Source organism: Ruegeria sp. BHSA163, assembly GCF_059613365.1.
The window spans coordinates 103,680-124,484 of record NZ_JBXWSJ010000006.1; the positions used below are offsets into that span (position 1 = coordinate 103,680).

Below are 20,805 nucleotides of genomic sequence, written 5' to 3' on the forward strand. Positions count from 1 at the left end.
GTTAAAAGACCCGTTGCTCGCACACTGTTAAATGGGCTCACCATTGACTCAGTATCGAATGGGAAACTCAATTCGCTCATTGCCAAAGATTTTTCTATCATCTGAATCGGCTAATCTGGATATCAAGCAGTAAGGGTGAACACATGAGAAAACGGGGATCTGATCTAAATCGATTTCGGCTGCCCGTTCTGCAAGGTGTTCTACCATTTGATCGCCCTGCTCTGCCGACTGAAATTCTTGCTGGAATCACATTTGCGAGCCTCGCGATCCCCGAAGTCATGGGCTACACGAAGATAGTTGGGACAGCGGTAATTACCGGCCTCTATACAATCCTGATACCGATGGCGTTGTTTTCGATCTTTGGGTCGTCGAGGCATTTGGTTGTCGGTGCGGATTCCGCAACTGCGGCGATTACGGCTTCCGCACTGGCGGGAATGGCTGTTGCTGGCTCGTCCGAATATCTGGCGCTGGCATCGCTGCTGGCACTATTGGCAGGTGTTCTTTTGATCACAGCTCGAATTATTGGCCTTGGGTTTTTGGCCGACTTTCTTTCCCGAACAGTGCTGGTCGGATTTTTGACAGGAGTAGGAATCCAAGTGGCATCGACCGAAATCCCACCAATGATGGGGATTGAAGCATCAGAGCATGGAACACTGCACAAACTGTGGAGTTTCGTTCAGAACTTTGATCAATTTCACTGGCCAACAGTGGCGATTTCTATTGCGGTGCTTTTGGTCGTGTTAGTTGGAAGGCAACTATCCCGTAAAGTACCTGGCCCTTTGATAGCCGTAGTCGGGGTTATCTGTTTAAGCTGGTTCTTGGATTTCGATGCTTCGGGAATTGCTGTACTTGGTCCCGTTCCCAGTGGTCTGCCTGCCCTTGCGATCCCAGAGGTGAATTGGAGCTGGGCGCTGATTAAGCAGTTATTGCCGACAGCTTTGGCAATTTTCGTGGTCATTCTTGCGCAAAGTGCAGCTACATCGCGTGCCTACGCCGCGCGTTACGATGACAAGTTCAGCGAAAACAACGATCTAATCGGATTGAGCGCAGCTAACCTTGGGGCGGCTTTTTCCGGTACATTCGTTGTCAACGGCAGTCCAACAAAGACTGAAATGGTCGCTAGTGTTGGGGGAAAAAGCCAGATCGCACAGTTAACGACGGTACTTATTGTTCTGGTCGTCATCCTATTTCTGACTGCGCCACTTGCTTACCTGCCAAACGCCGCCCTGTCTGCTATTGTATTTTTAATTGGCGTTAACCTGATCGACCTTCGTGGATTGGTGAAAATCTATAAACAGGCGCGATCCGAGTTTTGGATTGCCGTATCGACAACCGGCGTGGTGGTGATCGTCGGCGTCGAGCAAGGCATCATTTTCGCGATGGTACTGTCCCTAATTGATCATACAAGACATGGTTATCGGCCCAAGAATTCAGTGATTGTGCAGGGAAAGAAAATAGGGTGGCACACCAAATCTCTGGCTGAGCCCAATCAGATTTTACCGGGTCTTGTTATCTACCGATTTTCTCACGGGATGTACTATGCCAACACTCAGCGCCTGACGGAAGAAGTTACAAGCATCGTGCAATCAACTTCGAACAAGATTAATTGGTTCTGCATAGACGCGTCTGCAATAGATACAGTTGACTTCACTGCTGGCTATACATTGAAATCAATTTTCAAGTTCTTGAAAAGGAACAAAATACAGCTTGTTTTCCTGATGCTGGAACCTGATGTCAAAGCCCAGCTCGACAAATTTGGTGTCAGCGATTTGATAGGTGCCGAGTCGTTCTTCGATACTGGTGAAAGTTTGATATCCGCCTATCAAAACAAGGCCACTGGCAGTTGAAAGGCGCAGCACGCGAAAACGCTGCGCCTATAACTTTAAGTTAAACAGCGACGTACTCTTGGCAAATAGGTCAACACAAAGGCATCAAACAAAAGTACCGTCAAAATGGCGACACCCGCCATCGGAAAAGCCAAGGAAAGTGCCAGGCCCACCGTTACTGCACCTTGCCAAACATGCAATTCGCTGGGCATTGGGGGCGCAGCAAGTCGTCTTGCGTTTACCGGACGACGCTTTACCCACAACACGATGGAAGTGACGCACATGAACAAAACACACAGGCAGAAAATCGTGTTCGCCAAAACGCTCCATAAACCTAGTGTGCCCATGTGCAGTGCGATACCAACAGCCATGGCCTTACCCGCCAAGGAATAATCTTCGTATCGCACATCGACCAGAATTTTGCCTGTGTACTGATCAATGTGCACGGTTCTATCTGTAGTTGGGGAATTACTATCAGTACTCATAGAGTCGCGGCTTAGTGTCCAAACCCCGTTTTCACCCTGCGGCAAGTTCAACTGATACCGCGCATCAAACCCGATTTCGCGCGCGAACCGGTCTACAGAGTCCATTGTGACAGGTCCCAAAATTCCCACGAGGCCGGAACTACCCCCTGATGCTGGCATAGGTGTTTTCTCCAAGGCCCAAGGTACTTCGCGTCGCTCATGGTTCATGCTGGCATGGGTTTCATCCGATAAGGGAATGTTTTCCCATTTCTCTGCAGGAAATTGGCTCCAGGCCTGAACTATTTTGCCACCCCAGATACCCGCCCAAGATAGTCCCGAAACAAGGAAGAAAAACAGCACAAGCGAAATCCAAATTCCCACTGCGCCATGCAAAGATTTCCACAATGCACGACCGCGTGTGAGACTTGGGACCAGAACACTTCGCAAGCTGGTTCCGCGGGGCCACCACATAAATATTCCAGTCGCTATTAACACGAGTGAAATCGAGGCCGCGGTTTCGAGAATGCGATCTCCGACTGTACCCAATTTTAGATCACTATGGATATTGTCGAAAAAATCGTACCAACCACTTCGACGAGGAAAAGTCTCAATTACCTTTGCTGTATAAGGATCAACCGCGACCATGGTTGCATCGCCATTTGAGTCAACGCGAAACAGGGCTGCCAGGTCTTCACGACGCGGGGCCACATACTGCTTAAGAACACCTTCCGGCACGGCGGCGGTTGCCGCCTCAGCTAGTGCTGAAATGGCCGCTGGTGTGATTTGTGGAGCAACTTGCGTACGTTCTCCATCGCGACCATCGATCCAAGATATCCACAGCATCATCATGCCAGTGATCGCATGGGTCATCAAAAATGGGATCACGAACAAGCCAGCAAAAAAATGCCAACGCCAAGCCGCGAAATAGAGTTTATTGGCGCCGCCATTGGGCTGCGCAGAATTAGGTTCAGTCTGCATTGATGGCTCCTCCAAGCCTTTTGGCCCGACACCACGGCGGCGGCGGGGTAATTGTCTGAATGGATGAATTCAGACGCTTGGAGGTGCTCGGGTCAGCCGAGTGGCGTCGAGTGGCGCAGTTCGGGCAATCCGTTTTGCGACAAAAGTAAAAGTTCGGGTATATTCAAGGGTGGCTATTGCTGCGTTGCTGCTGCCACGAAGGACCACACAGCTGTCGGCTATTCGGCAGGCGTCGCAGTCTACCAAAGTTAAAGGACCGTCGCCGATTGGCAATCCACAGAGGTCTGACAGCGATCCGCCTGCTGCCATGAAAGCTGCCAAGTCGGGAGAAGATTCTTCGTTAGCAGATTTATGAGCTACCCCCAGCGAAACCAATGAAAGGATCACCGTGGCTGTGGCAAAAAATCGAATGCATATGTTCAATTGGTGTAGCATTTTCCTTGACTTAACCAAAGTCTAACACCAACGCCAGAGGAATTCCTGTCTCGATTTGAGCCGACTCCGACAGATTAAGCCGTTGCGTTAACTACCACCCTCGGCGCCCAAATAGTGAATGTATGCGCCTTTGATCGGCGAACGGGTCAGTTGGGCCGGGCCTCGACAAGTGCGAAATAACTCGATTGACCATCACCCAACCGATCACGGCGAATAAAACACCACCAAAAGCCTGCCCAAGCAACACGCCCGGCGCACCGGCTATTTTCGAACCAATAATTACGAAGACCCACGTTCCGACAGTGTGCCGTCCCCAGTTTATCCAAGTTGAGTAGATCGGATAGCCCAAGTTATTAAAGCTGGCATTTGTAACAAAGATTACGCCATTGAAGAACGCCGCCAGCGCCAGCGGCCCACAAAAAAGATAGATTAGCGCACGTGTTTCGCCCTGGGCATCAAACAAATCAGCAATTGGTGAACGCAATACGAACAAAACAGCCGCCATAATCAACACGTACGTCGCGGTAAACTTTACACCAGCAATGAAAGCCGATCTGACTCTATCGTACTGTCCTGCACCAAAGTTCTGACCGATGATTGGCCCTATCGCACCGGACAGCGCGAAAATTACCGAAAACGCAACGGGCATCAAACGTCCTATGACCGCCATTCCTGCGACCGCGTCGGTACCGTATTCAGCGATCTCACGCACCACGATCGCATTTCCAATCGGAGTAGCAATATTTGTGAGGATTGCTGGTACTGCAATCATTCGAACAGCACTAAAGTCCCGCGTGACTTGCCGGATCGAAGGCCTCGCAAACCCATTATGAACGCGCAGCGCAGGCAGCAATGCCGCAACCAACATTGTGATCCGCGCCAAAACAGAGGCGATCGCGGCCCCGTCCAATCCCAAACCCACAGCGAAAATTAGAACTGGGTCCAGCACGGCATTTACAACACCCCCGTAAATAGTCGCCATCATCGATCTTCGTGCATCCCCATGCGCGCGCAAAACTGCCATGGCAGTCATTGCCGCCGACATGACCCACATTGTGGGAAGGATTATTGACACGTATCTAGACGCTAATCTCAGCACCTCGCCCTTTGCGCCGAGTAAAGACAGCAAGAATTCAACGTTAATCAGAACAATCAGGGATACAAGAACCCCAATTAATACACCCAAAACACCAACGCTTGATCCAAACTTTCGGGCATCATCCGGGCGACCTGCCCCAAGTTCCCGAGCAACCAAAGCCCCGGCGGAAATAGAAAGACCGATATTCACAGCATTGGTGAAAAACAACAAAGTGCCAGCATAGCCAACCGCCGCGGCCAGCGCGTCGTTACCCAGCATCGAAATGAAGACCATATCGACGAAATCAACGGCAAAGATTGCCATTAACCCAATGCTGGTGGTCAGAGACATTCTTACTACGTGCCTCATCAGTCCCCCAGAAAGGAAGACTGCTTGGTTTTCGGATTGTGCTGCCATCCGTTAAAAAAGCCTCACCAAAAGTCGCTGAACCACCCTGCCTGTGTTCCCAATTGCGCGGCAAGAATTTTTTGCCGAAGGATCAAAATACTGCTTCGTTCATTCTCTGTTCGAGAGACGCCCGGCCTATGTCCTTTTCCAAATTCTGGTGGATATGCCGAGTCTAACCGTTCTCACAATGTCGCAACTTCTTCCCTTGCCTTTGCAACAAACTTACCGGACCCGGATTCATGAACCGGTCGTTGGGTTTGAAGTATCAACGAGCCAAGAAATCAGCAATCAGACGCCCGAATAATTCAGGCTTCTCAGCGTGGACGGCATGAGCGCAATCCGGCACGACGGCAAGTGAAGAATTTGGGATATCTGTCCAAAGCTTTTGGATTTGCGTCCATGGGTAAGTTCGATCTCGATCACCCCATAGGACCAGAGTTTCTTTTTCAATCTGGCTTAAGTTTTGTTTGCCCGACCAAGACTGCATAGCGTCAAGCCCAGCATTTATTGCAGGCAATTTTGATTGCGCTGCAATCGTCGCGCAACGCTCGAAACCTTCTGCCGCTTCTCTTTTAACAAACCAGGTCGCCGCGATACGTCGTGCGGTAGCAGCAGAACCCTCTTCTTGCGCCCGCCTTTTACTTTCTTCTATTGTCTCAAACCGCCCAGGCAAAACGCCGATTGCACCAGTAGCGTAAAGCACAAGGCGATCAATTCGATCATTGTCTTTAAGGGCAACTTCCTGGGCAATCATACCGCCCATGGAATGACCAAGGAGGTGATACCTAACGACACCCGCTTTTCTTAGATTATCGATAACCCAATCTGCATATCCATCGATGCTGTCGATCGGCGATAGATGAGACCTTGCGCCGAAACCCGGCAGATCTGTCGTAATAAGATCGAACTGCCCGGCCAAGCCATCTATATACCCTTCCCATTGCGCGCCACCGCCCATGAACCCATGAATAAGGACAAGCGCGTTCACTTACGCTGACCCTGTACGATCCGGTCAAGGATCATAGCGCAGAACAAGATAGAGAAACCCGCCAGAATACCTTGTCCCACATTGGCGTATTGCAACGCTTCCAACACATCTTCGCCAAGCCCCTTGGCTCCAATGAGCGAAGCAACCACGACCATAGCAAGCGAAAGCATGATGGTTTGATTTATACCTGCCCGGATGGAGGGGCTTGCAAGAGGCAAATCAACCTTGGTTAGCAGATACCATTTGTTAGCTCCAAAGCTAATTGCCGCCTCGCGCACACTTTCGGGTACTCCGCGCAGCCCCAGGACGGTGAGACGAACAACCGGCGTTCCTCCAAAGATCATCGTCGTGACGACCGCGGCCGGTTTTCCTGTGCCAAAGAACGCGATAACAGGAATCATGAACACGAAGGCCGGCATTGTCTGCATGAAGTCCATGATGGGCTGAATAAACGCGTAAAATCGTGGACGGCGGGCGGCGAACATACCAAGCGGAATGCCGATAACAATAGAAAGGCAAGCCGCAGTTCCAAGCAGCGCCAGTGTTGTCATGGCTTTCTCCCAGAAGCCCAGCAAGCCCATGTAAGCGAGAAAAGCACCGGAGTAGATCGCCATCCGAACGCCAGCTGTCAGCCATGTGAGCAAGATGATCAGCGCTGCAATTACGATCCAGGGTGTACTGACGAAAATGGTTTCCAAAGCGTCAAGCACAAGTCGGATTACATAAGTAATTCCATCAAACAACGCCTCACCGTTTAGAACGGCCCAGTTAAAAAATGCTTCTACGCCGTCGATCGATACAAGGCGTATATCCGGGTCGGTCGGAAAATTAGTCAGCAGCGTAAATCGATCCGGAAAGCTGTAGTGCACAACGGCAGCGGCAACGATTAACCCCATGAAGACGGCTGAAAAAACTATCTGCTGAACGGGCATTCCCGAGCGGATTGTTCGGTCGCTGAGCCAGTCCGAAAAACGTGCTTCAAGCGCTGTATTGGCCGTCACAGCTTGCACCAGCTTAACGACAAGCAAAATCACAAGACCAGTCAGCGCAATTGTTGGCCCTTGGGCCGCAGCGGCTTCGGCCTCGGCCCTGAACCCTTCGATATTGGCCTCAAGCGACTCGACAGTACGGCGAAACGCATCCACCCGATCGGAATTGTTTTCAATAGCCGCAGCGAGTTGTTGGCGCCGCAATTCAAGCGTACCTTCGATGGAGGTGATGCGTGCCATGGCATCTGCCCCTAGATCACCGAACAGACCTCGCGCTATTTGCACAAAGGCCAGCGCTTCAAGGATTAAAAACGGTAACGCCCAGGACCAAAGGCCGCGTGCTCCGAACCAGATGGGTCCAAATAGGCCAGCAAACACATTGAAGGTGGGTGTAAAGCGGGCCGAGGTGCCAATCTTATCAAAATTCCGGATGTAATATTCTGGTGAAGTCCTTACGAAGGTGCGGATATTTTCCCGCCGCTCTTCGGCATAAGCCTTTGCAGCTGCCGAGGTCGTATCCTCTAGTGGGTTTGTGGTGTCTTCCTTCATGAGACTTCGGTTCCTTCTATCACGGTGCGGAGCAGATCAGCCCGAGTGATCACGCCCACATCAGTACCGCCGTCCTCAACAAGAATGGCACTATCGCCTTCAATTGCGAGATTGATCAGATTGCTAAGCGTTTCGCTTTCGTTGACACGCGGAAGGTCTGCCGGGATTGGCCCGTGGGCAGCGACATGAGCCTCTAAAGGCTGCATCACTGCATGAGCATGAACAACTTTGAGCCGCGAAATCCCCGCAACAAAGTCCGCAACGTAGTCATCGGCAGGATGCATCACGATATCTTCAGCGGTTCCCACTTGAACCACCTTGCCGTCGCGCATGATCGCTATTCGATCTCCGATCCGAACGGCCTCATCAAGGTCGTGCGTAATGAAAACGGTGGTTTTCTTAAGGATCTTCGATAAACGAATAAATTCATCTTGCAATTGGCGGCGGATAAGGGGATCGAGTGCTGAGAATGGCTCATCCATTAAAAGCACATCAGGATTCGCTGCCAAGGCCCGCGCCAATCCAACCCGCTGTTGCATACCGCCCGATAGTTCGTGCGCGAATTTCGAACCCCACGCCCCAAGCTCGACGATGTCAAGAATAGCCGCCGCCTGACGCATACGTTCGTTCTTTGCCACGCGCCGGATTTCCAGTGGCATCGCTACATTGTCGAGCACTGATCGATGCGGCATGAGCGCGAAATTCTGGAAGACCATGCCAATCTTCTGATTGCGGAACTGTTGCAGCTCCTTTTGCCCAAGCGCCATTACATCGATGCCTTCAATCTCGATCTTACCCGCAGTGGGCTCCAACAAACGATTGAAGTGACGTACAAGCGTGGATTTTCCTGAACCCGAAAGGCCCATAACGCAGAAAATCTCACCCCGCTTAACAGAGAGAGATACATCGGCGACACCCACAACGGCATTGAACTCGCTCAGGACTTCCGCCTTCGTAAGTCCTCGATCGCGGATCGCTTGTAAGGCTGCCTCGGGCTTGCCGCCGAAAATCTTCCAAACGTTCGAGATTTCAATAACTGTTTCGGCGTTCATGGCGTCGTCCCGACTCGCAACTTATAGTTTCGAGACCCAAGATTGACCTCGGATCTCGACGTCCTGTTAATTTATTCCCCGACAAGGTCGGGGGCGAGTATCTCGCTGTGGTACTTTACAGGCCAAGCATCTTGTCTACGCGGTCGGAATTCGCCTCCACCCACGACTTGGCGACATCGGCAGGATCTTTACCGTTTGCACTGATCTCGAATGCCAGCGAGCTGACGTCGTCTGCCGTCAAAGCAAAGTTGTCAAAAAACTCGGCAATAGCCGGCGAGCGATCTACCAGTGAGTTAGACCACGCGATCTGAACTTGTTTCAAAGCGTCCTTGGTCGCCACCATTGATTTGTTGTACCAATCAGGATCGTCAGAGGGCTGCACCATAACGTATTTTGCCGGATCAAATGTCGGCTCGGTCAGCATCTCGACATCGAACATGAACCATACTGCATGGGGCTTGTAACAATAGAAGGCATATCCTTCGCCCTTTGCGATGCTGTCTTTGATGCGCGCGGTTTTCACGGCCTCTTCTGCGCGGATGGGTTCAATGAAGTCCAGTAGGCCATAGTCGCGCACCTTGACTTCATTAACATTGGCGGACGCCCAACCTGGTGCGCCAATCCACATCTCACCCTTACCGTTGCTATCGCTGTCCATGGCCGCTGCCACATCCGGACGGCCCAGATCAGCGATATCGGTAATATTCATCTTCTCGCCGAAGTCTTTGGAAACGCAAAAGCCTTGGTTTCCTTCGTAGGGGTTGGAGGACAAGGTGACTGTACCGGCCTCATCAACGTATTTCTTGGTAAAGCTTTCCTGATTGGGCAGCCAGACATCTGGGTGCACGTCTATATCACCTTTGCCTTGGTCCATGGCTTGGAAGATCGTGGCGTTGTTACCTGGCACGTACTCGACCGTTCCCCCAATGCGCGAAGAAACGATTTCGCCCAGGACATGGGCAATAGCTTGCGCGCCGGTCCAAGATGGCACGCCAATTTTTACGTCTTCTGCGAAAGCGGGTGCACTGATAAGGCCGAGTACCGCAGCGCTAATTAGTGTGTTTTTTATTGACATGGGCAGGTCTCCTTGTTGTGTAGCTTTTTGTCTTTGTTAAATTTCAGGTCGTGTATCCGGCTAGATCAAATGTGTCCGGATAGCCGAACAACGCCGCACTACCGCCGGTATGAAGAAAGACGACATTTTCCATTCCATCGAAATAGCCCTTTCGGATCTGGTCGATCAGGCCATCCAAACCTTTTCCTGAATACACCGGGTCAAACAACAACCCCTCTGTACGCGCTAATAGTTTTAGTGCCTCAATCATACCAGGTGTGGGAAGACCATAGCCGGCACCGACATATTCACAGTTGGCCCGAACAGCTTCGCGATCGATCTGATCACCCGCACCCATCAATTTTGCCGTTCGAACTGCCAGATCGTAAACCATGGCTTCCTGTTTTTCTTTTGGCGCTCGCACGCCTATTCCTAGCAGGTGAATATCACTACGAAGCGCAGCAAGGCCAGCGACAAGCCCCGCTTGGGTGCCGGAGCTTCCTGTCGCATGAACAAGCGCATCGACTTTCAATCCTGCTGTGACAGCTTGTTCAGTTAATTCACGCGCGCAATTCGCGTACCCCAGTGCTCCAATCGGGTTCGACCCCCCTCCTGGGATTACATAAGGCGACCTTCCAATATCTCGCAGCTGCGCGGCAAGGCTCTCCATTTCGGAATTCATATCGGCGCCACCAACGCGCTTAGACACCGTGCCACCGTGCAGGCGATCCAACAACACGTTACCGTTCAGAATGTAATTCCGGTCATTGGAGCCTGTGCGATCCTCCAACAGAATATGGCATTCCATACCCAATTTCGCAGCCGCCGCAGCGGTCTGGCGGGCGTGATTGGATTGTGTGGCGCCCTGAGTGATGATGGTGTCTGCCCCTTTTTGGACAGCATCTGCCATTAAAAACTCCAGCTTGCGAGTCTTGTTTCCGCCTGAGGAAAGGCCAGTACAATCGTCGCGCTTGACCCATAGACGCGGGCCACCGAGTACCTCACTGAGCCGGTCCATAGGTTCCAGAGGAGTAGGAAGATGCCCCAGCGAAATTCGCGGGAATTTTGCTAACGTGACAGATAACTCTTTGCACAGGCTCAAGGCCATTCCAGTCCCGACCGCCGTTTCGCGATCGATGGTTTGTTCAATGTCTGCCACAGAGCAGCCCCCCTCTTAATGTGCAGCCAAACCTTTTCAAAGTATATCGTGGAAAAACAGTGTTAATTTCTTGGCCTGCCCATACTATTTGTTTGAGCCAAGGGAGTCAGAAAATGGATATGTCGTGGTTTGAAGACGTACTAACACTTTTAGAAGAGCGGAATATGACCCGCGCTGCGGACCGGCGGAACATTACACAACCTGCCTTTTCAAGGCGAATTCGCAGTTTTGAGGAATGGTTGGGCGTCGAAGTCTTGGACCGAAAGGCCAATCGGATCGAGATCAGCCCCGCCCTCTCCACCAACGAAGAAGAAATTCGTTCTCTGATCGCGCACCTAAATGAGTTACGAACAAAAATTTCGCAACATGATCCCGCCGAATCTGTGGTTGGAATAGCTGCGCCGCACGCTTCAATTTATTCGACATTCCCGGACATGGCTTTGCGTGCACGCTCAACCTTTAAAGGAATCCGGTTTCGCGTTCGGGCGGCGAACCTGAGCGATTGTGTGTCACTCTTTTTGCGCGGCGATACAGACATCTTGTTATGCTACGAGGCGAGCAGTGTAGGCTCGATGCAATTTGGGTCCGGAGTGCGCCGTGAGCTTTGGGGGCATGATTACCTCATCCCGGTTGTTGGAGGCGTATTGCGTTATGCCGTGAGGGATAATCATGACGTCCCACTGGATACGCCCGCCATAGTGTATCCCGAAAACAGCTATTTCGGAGAGGTTCTGAACAAATCGCAGTGTCAATTTGGGACGGCAAACTTCAGCAGCAACCCAGTGTGCCAGACCGCATTTTCTAGCGGTGCAAAAGAAATGATCCTAGGAGGTCTTGGTGTGGGCTGGCTTCCATTCAGTATGGTACACAGAGAAATCGAGAGCGGTGAACTGATCGCGTTGAGCAATGGCTTTGGCCGGGTTGCACTCGATGTAGCAATTTACGCTCATCGCCATATTGAAATAGCGGAACAGCTTGTAGATTTCTGGACAAGCAGACCGAAGTCTTCACAGTAGAAAGTTCAGGCTTCGCGCGATCTATACAGGATTAGCCAACGTTTCTATTTAGCGGTTTCATTCCGCACTCGTGCCAAGCTCTACGCGCTCACTCAATAATTCCAATTCGGCCAAGTAGACATTGAGAACCCGACCTAATTTATATTGATCTGAGCCCAGAAAAAACCCGTAGCGGCCCCCGGTAAAAGCCGGGGACCGCGGGGCACAGATCTAAGTGAACTAAATAGATCAAGCGTGTCCGCCACCTATTAATCCGATTCCTGAAGTCAAACCAAACCAAGCTTTGATCCGTAAGCCGACAGCTTTGATAATGCCCATTGCCTGAATCGCATGGGCGACAGTTGTACCTTCCAAATCACCATCCAAATTCGTTGTGTAGGATTGAACGATGCAGCCGCTGCCCGGCACCAAAAGGTCGCGGTGTTCAGGATGCACGAGATCGAGATGTACGACGATTTGACCACGTTTTGCCTTTTCGCCGGGCTCGATCAGACGTCCGCTGGGGGCGAGTTGGCCAGAAGAGATGGGTTCTTGAATACGGACGATCCGCGCAGGCAAGACGGTGTTGCGCATCGAAATATCGAAGTTGCTTTCGCATGCAACTTCTGCAGCCATGCCTTCGTACAGTTCGGTACGAGAGACCTGAGAGAAACCGGCAACAATTCGGCCACGTTCAACATCTTTTCTCTCCGGAACGATAAGCATGGCGGGGCTCATCGCTGCTTGGGCTGCGCGCGATCCAACACTAAGGGTCACTTGCTCAACTACGCCGTCGACCGAGCTAAGTGTCAATGTTTTTGCCAGTTCCACCTCGGCCTGTTTGAGAGATGCCCGTGCTGAGGCAAGCTGAGCCGGTAAAACCGCGGTCGCTTGGACTTGAGCTACTCCCAATTGGGTTTCAGCGGCTTCAACTTCAGCCTCTCGGGTGTCTAGCATTGCTTGCGCCCTCTCCAGCTGGCTCACTTGAAACGCAGACGAGCCTTTGGCTTGAAGCGCCCGGTGATCCATCAGCACAAGCTCGGCCTGTCCCATTGCCGTCATAGCAGCATCCAGCACGGCTTCAGCGGTTTCCACCTGAAGATCAGCGGCTAGCTTGGCGCTTTCGATTTCCTCGACTTTGCGCTTGGCGAACTCGACCGCGGCTTTTTCCGACGTGTTCTCGACGGCGAAAAGCGGATCACCCGGTCTTACATGATCACCACCATTGACGAAGACTTTTGTGACCGTTCCTCCGTTTTCGGCGACGACTGGGACCGTGCGGAATGGCACGAGGCCAGTGTAGGATTTGGGGTAATAGTAGAAGACCGCAAAGAAAACGATCAGCGCGAGGACGAACCACATGAAGACAGCCCGATGTACGTTGTAAAGAGTTATGGGCATCCCGCGCCATTTCAGGAAAATTACGCGGATTACAAAAGGGAAAGATGTGACGAGCAGTTCGATCATTTTACCGTGTCCTCATTAAATGGGCGCCACCAAAGCATGAAGTCACGGGCGATCGCTGTCAGAAGCAAAGCGGCTGGCAATAGAATGCTGAAATGACTTAGCGCTGGCATCAGCTCATAAGCCAAAGCAACGGTCAGCATCATCGGGATTGTTGTGCGCAGCGGAGTACCGGTTGCCTTGTGTTCGGTATATCGATCAAAGCGCGCATAAAGATGAACGACCAAAAGGATTGCAAGAAAGAAGACTATTAGACCGACCCAAGCGTAATTGTCTGTCTGATCAGGCGCGACCCACCAGCGGGGGTCACCGCCCGCGGCGAACGCAGGGGTCGAGATGATGCCGAACACAGGCGCCATCAGCAACGAGGGTGGTTTCATGTTTCAAGTCCTTTTACTAACGCAGGCAGCCTGCGAGTGAAGCGTTTCGGTTGTTTGGAATTTCAGAATCAGGTTAGTTTTTGCGAAGGATTGGACGGTTGCTGTGTTGGGGCATAGGGGGGATCCCAAGGGCGCCCTTTTGAAGTTTTCTCGCCGCGTACCAGACTTTGTGGTCCGTCAGTATTTTCATTGGACCACACTTTTTTGACCGGCCCTTGGATTGCCTTAAAAACCCGGTAGTACCTTGCGAAATTGAACATTGCCTTTTCCTCTCTGATGACCGGGATCTAACCTCCGCTTCGTTCGCGATCCTTAGGCTTCTGGACATTTGTTGTTGGCTTCTGGACAATTGCAGAAGATTTGGGCTTCGCCTGCCGGTTGGGGAGGACAAAAAAGGTGCCACGCGTCAGCGCATACAGACTGCAAAATGTCGGGCGTCTTTATGCGCTGGAACCAAACGCGCAAATTCCGTTTGCTGAAGTTCTGGCAATGGCAGGCGCTTCTCCCGAGGTCATCGATGGACCCGATGCAACTGTCGAGTTGCTGCACGAAGCGGGCACACTCGAAACGGCCTGCCGTGTGCTTGAAGACAAGACATTCGCCGCCCGTGTTGGTCTTTCGGCGCGAGGTCCAGGAACGCTTCTTGCTTATATCGTACGAGCTGCAGAAACTATTGAAGACGCGCTGAAAATGACGCAGCGATTTTATGCGATGCAAGACCCTGATTTGCGGCTGGACTTTGTTGGTACACCTGAAGCGCCAAAAATCACGCTGGAAAGCAATGTAATCCCATCGCATCAATATCCCCGCCACCGCGAGATGTTACTGTTCGGCCTTTTTAAACGCGTTCAGCAGATCACCTCTGGCGGTCTTACTCCGATCTTTATTGAGTTGGAGACCGACGACATCGATCATTGTCGGATGTTGGCCGAGCTGGCAGGTTGCCATGTAGAAGGGTTTAACGCCGGGTACGCACTGAGCTTACCGCCTAACGGTATGATTTTCCCGATCCCGACTGCGGACCCTACCCTGTTAGGTCATCTGCGCAGGCACGGCGAAGAACAGTTGAAAGCACAGCCCAATACAGTCCGCAGCCTTTCGGACCGCATAATAGACGTGCTTGGCCAACGCCTTCCCGGGCCGATTCCAAATGGAGACGAAATAGCCGGGGAATTAGGCCTGACACGGCGCACTATGACTAGACATCTGTCGGCCGAAGGGACAAGTTTCAAACTATTGTTGGAAGGCGTGCTTTGCGATCTTTCTAAACGGATGCTCCGCAGCGGCGAGGGAGTTGCACGCGTTGCTTTTATGCTTGGCTTCGCAGATCAGGCCGCCTTTTCGGTCGCTTTTAAGCGGTGGACCGGAGAGACACCGGCAAAGTTCAGAAAGTCCGGTCGCTAGCCTTTGCGCAGTTTTAGGAAAGCAATAGTTAGCACGCTTTCACCGAGTCCAGAAACCTATTCAAGTACATTTCATGGATGTCCAGGATCAACAAAACCTTGTCCCGTCGCCAAAAGAAAACGGGTCTTTTGATCACCTAGTTCAATGGCACAGGGCAACCACAACGGTTGCTTGCCAGAACAAGGATGAAACAATGACTACCTCTAAAAGATTATCCTTTATCGCTCCGATCTCCGCGGCAATGCTGTTTACCATAGCCGCAACGGCACAGGCCGACTATGTCGCCGATCAAGCCATCAAGGGTGCGGTTGTCGGCGCAACTGTAGCGGGAATTGCAGGCGAGAGCATCGTCGGCGGGGCTGCTGCTGGCGCGGCGGTCGGTGCTGTTGGCGGAGCAATCAAGAAAGACAACTTTGAAGACGCGCAAGACCGCGCCGAAGAACGCCGGGACGAATTCAGGGAAGACCGCGATCGTTAAAGTAGTCAGGGAATACAAAGGATAAATCCCATCAGAAAATTGGAACAGGAAAAAGTTATGTTCAACTAACTAGTACTGCTGAATGTATTCACATCTTGACTGATCAACTCGCACAGAAACCAAATAGGTTTTGCTTAGTTGCCACCCGGGTCCTGAAGGCTCACGGGTGGCAAATCTGTTTTGATGTTCCCTTAAAGCTTGATTAACGGGAAGGTTAACACGAGGATCGTGTTCGGGGTAATTAATTGGGCGAAACTTGCGCACGCTCCTGCATTCATTTACCCCTGACCCACTTTAGATCAGTTTAGTCCGGCGATAATCGGGAACCGGGCTTGAAAGGGAATTCCCAAAACTGTCATTTGAGAACTTAACCGCCTGCGGGCTGACATACGAAAATCTCCTCTCCTCACCCAAAAAGATCTGTTGAGAGGTACTTTAAACCTGAGTCGCAAATGATAACCGCAATGGTTTGACCTTTATGAGCGCCTCGCAAAAGTTCGATTGCTCCGGCAACGTTTGCACCGGCTGAAAATCCAGCAAAGATGCCCTCATATCGCGCAAGGTCTCGGGTGGTTTGACGGGCTGTTTCACCGTCGATCTGCAAAAACCCGTCCCAACTCATGCCACGCAAGAAGTCGAGATCAGCCATGGCATACCCACCGCCTTGAATGGGATGATCCGGCTTGGTTACGGTTTGACCCGCGATAACAGCTGCGCCAGCAGGCTCGATCGGATAGCAACGGATCTTTGGGTTTTGTCCACGCAGATATTTTGAAGCACCTGCCAGAGTTCCACCTGAACCGACGAAATCACAAAACGCATCAATGCTACCTCCCGACTGCTTCCAAAGCTCGGGGCCAGTCGTATGCTCATGTGAGCTAGGATTTCCTTCACGGCGGAACTGATCAGCCCGAAACGCGTTGCGTTCTAAGGTTAGCTCGGTCGCAACGCGATCTACCTCGGCAAGATCGGCGCCGGAAACCTCACCAAGTCGACTTCCGGGTAATTGGTCGACCAACACGACCTCGGCGCCAAGGGCTGCCATCATTTTCGCCCGTTCGGGTGAATTGCCTTTCGACATTACCGCGACAAATGGATAGCCTTTGACGCCGCAGACTATCGCGAGGCCCGTTCCCATATTTCCACTTGTTAACTCTACAACGGTTTGCCCAGGCGCCAGCGCTCCATCGCGCTCAGCAGCTTCAATCACACCAAAGGCTGCGCGGTCCTTTTTGGAAAATCCTGGGTTAAGATGATCCAGTTTTGCAAGGATCGTACCGTCGCATCCATAGTGTTTTGTCAGTCGGTCAAGTTTTACCAGCGGCGTATTTCCAATTGCCTCTAAAATGGAGCGCGAAGGACAATTCATGTCGTTTTTCCCGGATCGATAGGGTCTGCAATGTCCACGCTAGTTCATTAAATAAAAATCCACAATTTGGGCTTTTGGCAAGCATCCGCCAACTCAAACACAAGCGTTCGCGCCGCAGATAAAATCGTTCTGATTGCGAAAAAAATACATGCTTCAAAAGCACCATCTGCAGGTTCTAATTCGAAAGCTGGAAACCAAAAAGGTTATAATAAATGTTGTGTAAACGATTGAGTTAGCCCCCTGCCATACAGAATGATGATCAGTTGAGATCGCAATGAAGGGCTCTGATTGGTAAGTACACATTCGTCTCATATCTAGTCATAGGAGAAATTTCGATCATTTTTTGGTATGATTAGCGGAAGGCAATGTCAGTCTGGGAGGAAGGCTAATGTCGGACTCTGTCTCTGAATGGCTCGAAGACTTGAAACTTGGACGCTATGCCGAAGCATTCGAGGAAAACGATATTGATCTTCTGGTTTTACCCAACCTAACCAGCGAGGATCTTCGTGAAATTGGTGTGCGTTCCGTTGGTCATCGACGCAAAATTCTGGGAGCAATCTCCAACGTCGTACCGCAGCAACATGACGAGCCAAATCAAGTTAAAAATGTTGCGATATTGCCCGAAACAACGCGACGGCAAGTCTCGGTTTTGTTCGCCGACCTTTCAGGGTTCACCACCCTGTCGGCTACAATGGATCCGGAAGAGACACATGCGCTGCTAAATCGTTTTTTTGTCGCCGTGGGAGAAGTCATCGCTGATTATGGAGGGATAGTCGACAAACACATAGGCGACGCAGTTATGGCGGTTTTTGGCGCCCCATTCGCGCACACTAATGATCACGAACGCACGCTCCGCGCCGCTGTCGAAATCCATTATGTTGTTGAGAAATTGGATCCTCCGCTCAAAGTTCATATCGGTGTCGCATCAGGACAAGTCGTGGCAAGTGCCACAGGCGGGTCGGAACATAGTGAATATACGGTTACTGGCGACAGCGTGAATCTGGCGTCAAGGCTGACTGATCTTGCCTCAGCCGGAGAAACTTATGTATCCGAGTCAATTCAACGAGCACTCGGTAAATCATTTATTGGCAAAAGTCTGGGCGAAAAACTAATAGACGGACTACCCGAACCAGTCACAGTTTGGCAGCTGGACAGAATTGCTGATCTAGCTGAAACCGACAGGCTTCCGTTTGTTGGCCGCAAGGTTGAATGCGAAAATTTCAAGAGAATTCTGGATCGTTGCTTGAAGGAAGAGCACGGTGCTGTATGCATCGTCAGAGGAGAAGCTGGGATCGGCAAGTCCCGACTGCTGGACGAATTCGATAGACTGGCACGCGAGATGCGTTTTGAGACGCACACTGGTGTTGTGCTGGATTTCGGGACAATGACCGGCCGGGATACGGTTCGCGCTCTTACCCGCAGCCTTTTGTCCATCGAGCAAGATGCAAGCGACCTCCAAAGATCAAAGATCGCCAATCAAGCAATCGCATCTGGAAAACTTGGCGAACACCACCGCGCATTCCTCAATGATCTTCTTGACCTTGACCAATCGCCGGATCTTCAGGGTTTCTACGATGCGATGGATAACAAGTTGCGAAATGCGGGAAAGCAACGAACGCTAGCCGAATTGGTTCGCGCCTCGGCTCAGGACAAGCCGGTGTTGCTTAGGGTGGAAGACCTGCATTGGGCCAATCCTATTTTGTTAGACAGCGCCGCCATTCTTGCGCGTCTAACCGCAGAGGAAAAAGTTGTGCTGGTTTTGACGACTCGCCTTTCTGGTGATCCTTTTCGTTCGGATTGGCGCAAAGAATGCTCAGATGCAGAGATCTCGTCTCTGACACTCGAACCAATAAATCCGGACGAAGCTGGAGAGCTTGCGAAGTGTTTTGCAAACATAGACAGCCAATTGGCTATGACGTGTGTAGAAAAATCCGGCGGCAATCCGCTTTTATTGGAACAGCTACTTTATAACGTCGACGAAGTGGGCGATGGGGAGTTACCGGGATCAATCCAGACAATCGTTCAAGCACGTCTTGACGCTTTGCCCTTCAATGAAAGGCAAATGCTTCAGTCTGCATCAGTTTTGGGGCAGCAGTTCACGGATGCCGCCGTGGAAGCAATAAGCGGCAACACGTTTCGACCGGATATGTTGATTGGTCAGGCTCTACTTCGCAGAACCGGGAAAGAGTTCAAATTTGCTCACGCTCTCATCCGTGACGGAATCTACGAAACCCTTTTACGCACTCAACGAAAAGACTTTCACACTAAGGCGGCCGACTACTTTCGCAATTCGGACCAATTTCTTCACGCGCAACACCTCGACTATGCAGGCGATCCAGAAGCTCCCGGTGCATATTTAAATGCAGCAAGGAAACAACAAGAAAGACTTCGCCTCAATGCCGCATTGAGCGCCGTGGAGCGCGCCTTGGAAATCAACTCAACTGTATCACCGCGATTTGAGCTGAACTGTTTACGTGGCGATTTGCTTCAGGATCTTGGACAAAATGCTGAGTCGATTCAGGCATTCGAAACCGCACTGGACTTCGCCGACAACGACAAAGATAGGTGTCGCGTTCATATGGGGTTAGCGGCTGCAATGCGGATTATTGAGCGGGCAGATGACGCATTCATTCAACTCGAAAAAGCTCAATCAGTAGCCCAGGCGAACAATATGGAAATCGTGTTGGCCGAAGTTCATTATCAACGAGGGAATCTTTTCTTTCCGCTGGGCCGTATCGGTGATTGCATGGCCGAGCATGAGGCGTCGCTTGGTTATGCTCGTCAAGCAAATTCACTGGAGGCCGAGGCAAAAGCTTTGGGTGGACTGGGGGATGCTAATTACGTCGGCGGTCGAATACGGTCAGCTTTCAATCAATTCTCGAGCTGCCTTGAAATCGCAAGATCAAAGTCCCTTCGCCGCATTGAGGTTGCAAACTTGCCTATGACCGGCCTTGCCATGCACTTTTTAGGTGACCCGGACGGTGCTGATATGTGTGCGCATGACGCAATTACCAAAGCCACTGAGATTAAAGATTTCAGAGCCCAGTTAACCAGCCACGCCGTGCTTTTGGAGACTTCGCGACGTAGGGGTGACTACGATGCCCTATGGCAACACGCGAAAAATCTGGAAGAACTTGCTAACACCATCGGAGCCAGACGCTTCATCCCGTTCGCATTAAAAAGCTACGCAGATTGCAAGTTTTTTGTCGAAGGCGATTCCGCGGGAGCATTCGAATTGATCAAGACGGCCCACGCAATTTGCGAAGAAGTTGGGGCCGCGTTTTTTGGCGCGGTCGCGTTGGGCACAGGCGCTTTAGCCGCGCAATCTGCAACCGACCGCAAGTGGGCGTTAACTCAGGCGGAAAATGTGCTGGCCGCAGGAGCGGTTAGCCACAATTATTTGATGTTCTACATTGACGCGATGGACGCATGCCGAGCCGCCGGTGAATTGGACAGAGCTTTGCATTACGCGGAAGCGTTGGAGGATTATACCGCAAACGAGCCCTTAGAGTGGACAAATTTTAACATTGATAGAACGCGCGCCTTAGTAGAAGTTGAAAGGGGCAGCTCAAAATCGGAACTTCCTGAAATTCTTGAGGAACTGAAAGTATTTGCCGAAGAAAGAAGTTATCAGCCGTCGATCCCAGATATTGAAGAAGCTCTTTTCAAACTACGACCGGTTTAATTGGAATGTTAACGATTCAGAATTTTGGCGTGCGTTCCTTTTGAACCTGA

At 51.3% G+C, this 20,805-nt stretch carries 16 protein-coding genes; 5 read left to right on the forward strand and 11 right to left on the reverse strand.

What is annotated here, in order from left to right:
* The first annotated feature begins 143 nt into the window (after window positions 1-143).
* Window positions 144-1,847, forward strand: coding sequence for a SulP family inorganic anion transporter (locus AC2FNV_RS05005; protein ID WP_496772586.1), 1,704 nt, complete (start codon window positions 144-146; stop codon window positions 1,845-1,847).
* A 35-nt stretch (window positions 1,848-1,882) separates the two neighbouring features.
* Here AC2FNV_RS05005 and AC2FNV_RS05010 read toward each other — a convergent pair whose 3' ends face one another.
* The 8 genes from AC2FNV_RS05010 to cuyA all read right to left on the reverse strand — a co-directional run bounded on the left by AC2FNV_RS05010 (window position 1,883) and on the right by cuyA (window position 10,929).
* Window positions 1,883-3,268 (reverse strand): PepSY-associated TM helix domain-containing protein, encoded by a 1,386-nt coding sequence (locus tag AC2FNV_RS05010; RefSeq protein ID WP_170610814.1) that lies wholly within the window; start codon window positions 3,266-3,268, stop codon window positions 1,883-1,885.
* A gap of 69 nt (window positions 3,269-3,337) precedes the next feature.
* Complete coding sequence (locus AC2FNV_RS05015; RefSeq protein WP_170610811.1) at window positions 3,338-3,703, reverse strand: hypothetical protein; 366 nt, start codon at window positions 3,701-3,703, stop codon at window positions 3,338-3,340.
* Between the two features lie 91 nt (window positions 3,704-3,794).
* Window positions 3,795-5,132: an MATE family efflux transporter gene (locus tag AC2FNV_RS05020; protein ID WP_496772588.1), complete on the reverse strand. Its 1,338-nt coding sequence runs from the start codon at window positions 5,130-5,132 to the stop codon at window positions 3,795-3,797.
* 322 nt (window positions 5,133-5,454) lie between these two features.
* A complete protein-coding gene (locus AC2FNV_RS05025; RefSeq protein WP_170606679.1) occupies window positions 5,455-6,177 on the reverse strand; it encodes an alpha/beta fold hydrolase in 723 nt (240 codons plus the stop codon).
* Window positions 6,174-7,715, reverse strand: a complete 1,542-nt coding sequence (locus AC2FNV_RS05030) for an ABC transporter permease (RefSeq protein ID WP_170480194.1) — start codon at window positions 7,713-7,715, stop codon at window positions 6,174-6,176. The genes AC2FNV_RS05025 and AC2FNV_RS05030 overlap by 4 nt, the downstream gene beginning before the upstream one ends.
* Entirely contained in the window at window positions 7,712-8,767 is a 1,056-nt protein-coding gene (locus tag AC2FNV_RS05035; RefSeq protein ID WP_170606677.1) for a quaternary amine ABC transporter ATP-binding protein, read from the reverse strand. Before AC2FNV_RS05035 ends, AC2FNV_RS05030 begins: the two co-directional genes overlap by 4 nt.
* 115 nt (window positions 8,768-8,882) lie before the next feature.
* Window positions 8,883-9,842, reverse strand: coding sequence for an ABC transporter substrate-binding protein (locus AC2FNV_RS05040; protein ID WP_170480190.1), 960 nt, complete (start codon window positions 9,840-9,842; stop codon window positions 8,883-8,885).
* 43 nt (window positions 9,843-9,885) lie between these two features.
* Window positions 9,886-10,929, reverse strand: coding sequence for a D-cysteate sulfo-lyase (cuyA, locus tag AC2FNV_RS05045; RefSeq protein ID WP_170607003.1), 1,044 nt, complete (start codon window positions 10,927-10,929; stop codon window positions 9,886-9,888).
* 164 nt (window positions 10,930-11,093) lie between these two features.
* Here cuyA and AC2FNV_RS05050 point away from each other — a divergent pair, with 164 nt between their 5' ends.
* Complete coding sequence (locus AC2FNV_RS05050; RefSeq protein ID WP_170606675.1) at window positions 11,094-11,996, forward strand: LysR substrate-binding domain-containing protein; 903 nt, start codon at window positions 11,094-11,096, stop codon at window positions 11,994-11,996.
* A 228-nt stretch (window positions 11,997-12,224) separates the two neighbouring features.
* Here the strand turns inward: AC2FNV_RS05050 and AC2FNV_RS05055 are convergent, their stop codons facing one another.
* Together AC2FNV_RS05055 and AC2FNV_RS05060 are read right to left on the reverse strand one after the other, a co-directional pair.
* Window positions 12,225-13,442, reverse strand: a complete 1,218-nt coding sequence (locus tag AC2FNV_RS05055; protein WP_170606673.1) for an HlyD family secretion protein — start codon at window positions 13,440-13,442, stop codon at window positions 12,225-12,227.
* Window positions 13,439-13,819, reverse strand: coding sequence for a hypothetical protein (locus tag AC2FNV_RS05060; RefSeq protein WP_170606649.1), 381 nt, complete (start codon window positions 13,817-13,819; stop codon window positions 13,439-13,441). Before AC2FNV_RS05060 ends, AC2FNV_RS05055 begins: the two co-directional genes overlap by 4 nt.
* A 396-nt stretch (window positions 13,820-14,215) precedes the next feature.
* Here AC2FNV_RS05060 and AC2FNV_RS05065 point away from each other — a divergent pair, with 396 nt between their 5' ends.
* On the forward strand, window positions 14,216-15,223 hold the full coding sequence (locus AC2FNV_RS05065) for a helix-turn-helix domain-containing protein (protein WP_170606671.1): 1,008 nt from the start codon (window positions 14,216-14,218) through the stop codon (window positions 15,221-15,223).
* 193 nt (window positions 15,224-15,416) lie between these two features.
* Window positions 15,417-15,701, forward strand: a complete 285-nt coding sequence (locus AC2FNV_RS05070; RefSeq protein WP_170606669.1) for a glycine zipper domain-containing protein — start codon at window positions 15,417-15,419, stop codon at window positions 15,699-15,701.
* Between the two features lie 406 nt (window positions 15,702-16,107).
* On the opposite strand, the gene AC2FNV_RS05075 is transcribed toward AC2FNV_RS05070, so the two are convergent.
* Window positions 16,108-17,070, reverse strand: coding sequence for a PLP-dependent cysteine synthase family protein (locus AC2FNV_RS05075; RefSeq protein ID WP_496772593.1), 963 nt, complete (start codon window positions 17,068-17,070; stop codon window positions 16,108-16,110).
* Between the two features lie 388 nt (window positions 17,071-17,458).
* Here AC2FNV_RS05075 and AC2FNV_RS05080 point away from each other — a divergent pair, with 388 nt between their 5' ends.
* Window positions 17,459-20,755: an adenylate/guanylate cyclase domain-containing protein gene (locus AC2FNV_RS05080; protein ID WP_496772595.1), complete on the forward strand. Its 3,297-nt coding sequence runs from the start codon at window positions 17,459-17,461 to the stop codon at window positions 20,753-20,755.
* The last annotated feature ends 50 nt before the right edge of the window (window positions 20,756-20,805 follow it).